Annotated in this window: 4 protein-coding genes and 1 pseudogene; all 5 read left to right on the plus strand. The window is 68.3% G+C overall.

Features of this window, described 5'->3' with window-relative positions; translation table 11 throughout:
* Window positions 1-414 precede the first annotated feature (414 nt).
* Window positions 415-1,050 (plus strand): annotated as a pseudogene (gene msrA, locus IRZ30_RS17205) (peptide-methionine (S)-S-oxide reductase MsrA); the annotation flags it as partial.
* 33 nt (window positions 1,051-1,083) lie between these two features.
* A complete protein-coding gene (gene msrB / locus IRZ30_RS17210) occupies window positions 1,084-1,479 on the plus strand; it encodes a peptide-methionine (R)-S-oxide reductase MsrB (RefSeq protein ID WP_366945371.1) in 396 nt (131 codons plus the stop codon).
* Between the two features lie 168 nt (window positions 1,480-1,647).
* A complete protein-coding gene (locus tag IRZ30_RS16345) occupies window positions 1,648-2,058 on the plus strand; it encodes a RidA family protein (RefSeq protein ID WP_294086689.1) in 411 nt (136 codons plus the stop codon).
* Between the two features lie 30 nt (window positions 2,059-2,088).
* Window positions 2,089-2,313: a hypothetical protein gene (locus IRZ30_RS16350; protein ID WP_294086692.1), complete on the plus strand. Its 225-nt coding sequence runs from the start codon at window positions 2,089-2,091 to the stop codon at window positions 2,311-2,313.
* 436 nt (window positions 2,314-2,749) lie between these two features.
* Window positions 2,750-3,124 carry a response regulator transcription factor gene (locus IRZ30_RS16355; RefSeq protein ID WP_294086695.1) on the plus strand — a complete coding sequence of 125 codons (375 nt, stop codon included), beginning with the start codon at window positions 2,750-2,752 and terminating at the stop codon, window positions 3,122-3,124.
* The last annotated feature ends 590 nt before the right edge of the window (window positions 3,125-3,714 follow it).

Here is a 3,714-nt window from a genome sequence, read left to right on the forward strand (position 1 = left end):
GGGGGGGGGGGGCGGGCGGCCCCCCCCCCCCCCGGGGCTGGTTCTGCACAGGTGTCGTGGCACGGGTTGGGTGGCGCGCGGGTCCCCGCGCTGTGGTCCGGAATCGAGGTGGGTGGTGCGACGGATCCCGCCACCCGGGCACCTCCCGGGCGGCAGGGTCCTCATGCCGAGGAGCCGGCCCTGCGTCATCCCAGCCGGCTTCAGCCGGCTTTTCTTGTCAGCCCGGGGCTTGAGCCCCGGGCACGCGCCACGGCGTGGGATCCTTGATGCCACCACCCCTCCACGCCCGGCCTTCCCAGCCTCGATACAATTGAGTGTATAGACGAGCAACGACCGGGCGTGGCTGCGGGCTGGCGGAATGCGACCTGCTTCGGTGGGCTCCGTACCGGTCGGCGCTATCGGGGAGGAATGGCTATGTGGTTTCATCGCACCCCATCGACCTTGATCGCGCCCGAGGAGGCGCTGCCGGGTCGTGACCGCCCGGCGTTCGCGATTCCCACCCACCACGCGGTGCTGGGTACGCCGATCCAGCCGCCCTTCCCGGAGGGGCTGGAGACGGCGGTGTTTGCCCTCGGCTGCTTCTGGGGCGCCGAGCGGCTCTTCTGGCGGATCGACGGGGTGTACACCACGGCGGTCGGCTACACCGGCGGCTTCACGCCGCACCCGACCTACGAGGAGGTCTGCACCGGGCGCACCGGTCACGCCGAGGCGGTGCTGGTCGTTTTCGATCCGGCGAAGGTGTCGTACGAGTCGCTGGTGCGTACCTTCTTCGAAGAGCACGACCCGACCCAGGGCATGCGCCAGGGCAACGACATCGGGACGCAGTACCGCTCGGCGATCTTCTACGCCGACGACCGGCAGCGGCGGATCGCCGAGGGGGCACGCGCGGCCTACCAGGTGGCGCTGCACCAGGCCGGTCACCGTGAGGAGATCACGACCGAGATCGCGCCGCTCGGCCCCTTCTACTACGCCGAGGAGTACCACCAGCAGTACCTCCACAAGGTGCCGAATGGCTACTGCGGGCTGGAGGGAACCGGCGTCGCCTGCCCGGCCCCGGCGATCACCGGTGGCGAGGATGACGGGCTGAAGCCGCTCGCGAGCACCGAGGAGGAGTGGCGGCAGCGCCTCACGCCCGAAGAGTACGCCGTGCTGCGGGAGGCGGGGACCGAGTGGCCCTTCACCGGTGAGTACACCTACACCGACGACGAGGGCATCTACCGCTGCCGTGCTTGCGGCAACCCACTGTTCGATAGCGGGACGAAGTACGACGCCGGCTGCGGCTGGCCGAGCTTCACCCAGGTGATTTCGCCCACGGCCGTGACGCTGCACGAGGATGTGTCATTCGGCATGCACCGCATCGAGGTGCGGTGTGCCCGCTGCGACTCGCATCTCGGGCATGTCTTCAACGACGGGCCGATCGAGGCCGGCGGCCAGCGCTGGTGCATCAACAGCCTGTCACTCGAGCTGGAGCGGCGCTAGCTCCCGTTTGATGCAGGCGGTGTGAGGCGAGCTGGAAGGATCCGTCCTTTCGACGGGCTGGGGTGAGGGGAAACGGATCTCTCTAGCTCGCTGATCCGTGCTGGTCCAGATCGCAGGGACACGCGAACGCGCAGACACCTCGCGTCGTCCCTGCTATACTCCGCACCCATGGCGGAGCGAATCGCACGCATCAACCCCGAGACGCTGCACCCGACGCCCGGCTACCACCACGTCACCGTGGTCGAGGCCGGACGGTTGGCATTCCTGGCCGGGCAGTGCCCGCTCGACGGCTCCGGCGCGGTGGTGGGTGCTGACGACCTCATGGCGCAGGTCGATCAGGTGGCGGCCAACGCGCTGGCGGCCCTGGCCGCGATCGGCGCGGGGCCGGAGGACGTAGTCCGCGCGGTGATCTACGTCGTCAGCGACGACCGCGCGGAGTTGGCCGCGGTCTGGCGGCGCTTCCGGGCCTCGGCGTTGGCGCCAGCCTTTGCCAGCGCCAGCACGCTCTTGGGTGTGGCGCAGCTCGGGTTCCCCGAACAGCGTGTCGAAATCGACCTGACCGCCGCGCTACCGGGGTAAGAGCACGGCATCACCGGAAGGTTTTCCGTCGTGGACGACGAGCGGCAGCCGCGAAACAACGAGACGCCGGAACGGCCCGACGAGCCACGTCGCAGAGACCGATGGCAGGGGATGACTACGGGCATCGGTATGGGCATCGCGCTCGGGGTCGGGCTCGGTCTGGCGATGGACAACCTCGCGCTGGGGATCGCCATGGGGATCGCGATCGGTGCGGGGATCGGTGAGATGTACGAGCGGCAGCAACGCGACGAGTGACCGCCCTCACGCCTTCCGGGGCATCAGCGCCTCGACGCCGTCGAGGATGTGCTCCAGCCCGAAGACGAACGGAACGTCCAGACCGTCCGGCTTGTCGAACACCCCGGCGGCGATGACCCGGTGCCGGGAACTGCCGGGGATCGGTCAACTGGAGTACCGCGGTAGAACCAGGCTTCGGCCCGTGCCGCAGCCATTCACGTACTCCCCACGCCGCTGCGAAGCTCGCCGGGAGCCCGGCCCATCGCTCACCCGCCATCGTCCGACGTCGGCCATCGGCACGGTGGATCGAGGGCATACGCCTTGCCGGAAACTAACGAACACCGCCCTCGCACGGGATGAATCGATCGCGCGAGAAGGAGAGTGCAGCCGGTTCGTCGTGATCCTGCTGTCTGCTAGTATCCCGATTACTCCGGGCACTGCTGAGGAGGCGAATCAAGTGGCCCATGTCCTGGTGGTCGACGACGACTTCAGCATCCGCCAGGTGATCCGCTTCGCCCTGGAAGACGAGGGCTACACGGTCGACGAGGCAGCGGACGGTGAGGCCGCGCTGTCGATGATCGACCTGCGCCACCCCGACGTCATCCTCCTCGACATACGGATGCCGGGTATCGACGGCTGGGGTTTTGTCGAGCACTACCGCGAGCGTCACGGGCACCAGGCGCCGATCATCGTCATTACCGCTTCCCAGGATCCGTTCCAGCGCGGGGCGGATGTCCACGCCGACGACCATCTCGCAAAGCCGTTCGACCTCGATGTCCTGCTGGAACGCGTCGCCGCCCTGGTCGACCGCACGGGCGGCGCGGATGGGTAGCATCAGGCTCACGTTCCCGCGTTGGATTCCGTGGCTCGGTATGTGCCCGGGGTTGATCGGCGTTTGACGAGTTGTGAGGGTGTCCCTGGTCAGCCCGTGCCCGGGGGTAATGAAGTTTGACGAATTACTGTGGTACACGTACCGGTCCGTCGTCTCGTCCTTGTCATCCTGAGCGGAGCCGGCCGGCGCAGAGCGCCGGGCGGCGGAGCGAAGGATCTCGCATCGGAGCGGCCACGCAGCGAAGGATGACAACGCGGGGAGTCGTGGGCGGCTATCGGCTAGACACGACTAATTCGTCAGACCCCATAAGCCGGCTGGGGTGACGCAGGACTGGCGCCTCGGCATGGGGGATTCCGCCGCCCGGCACGTGCCCGGGGCTCAAGCCGCCGGGCTGAGAAAGCGAAGCCCACTGAAGGGGCTGGGGATCATGCGCCCGGTGGGGTGCTGGAGCGGAAACGCCTGCGCGTGGTCATCGTAGCCCCTTCAGTGGGCTTACCCAGTGTCAGCCCGGCGGCTTGAGCCCCGGGCAAATGCCAGGCGGTGTACGCCGTATCATCTGGGTCTCGGCCCTGCGGCGCCCCAGCCGGCTT

The sequence above is a fragment of the Sphaerobacter sp. genome, from assembly GCF_019683595.1.
Taxonomy (GTDB): domain Bacteria; phylum Chloroflexota; class Chloroflexia; order Thermomicrobiales; family Thermomicrobiaceae; genus Sphaerobacter.

Bases quoted from the DNA above. Each gene is read 5' to 3' on its own strand.
- IRZ30_RS16345 (WP_294086689.1), top strand. From the start codon at position 1,648: ATGGCGGAGCGAATCGCACGCATCAACCCCGAGACGCTGCACCCGACG.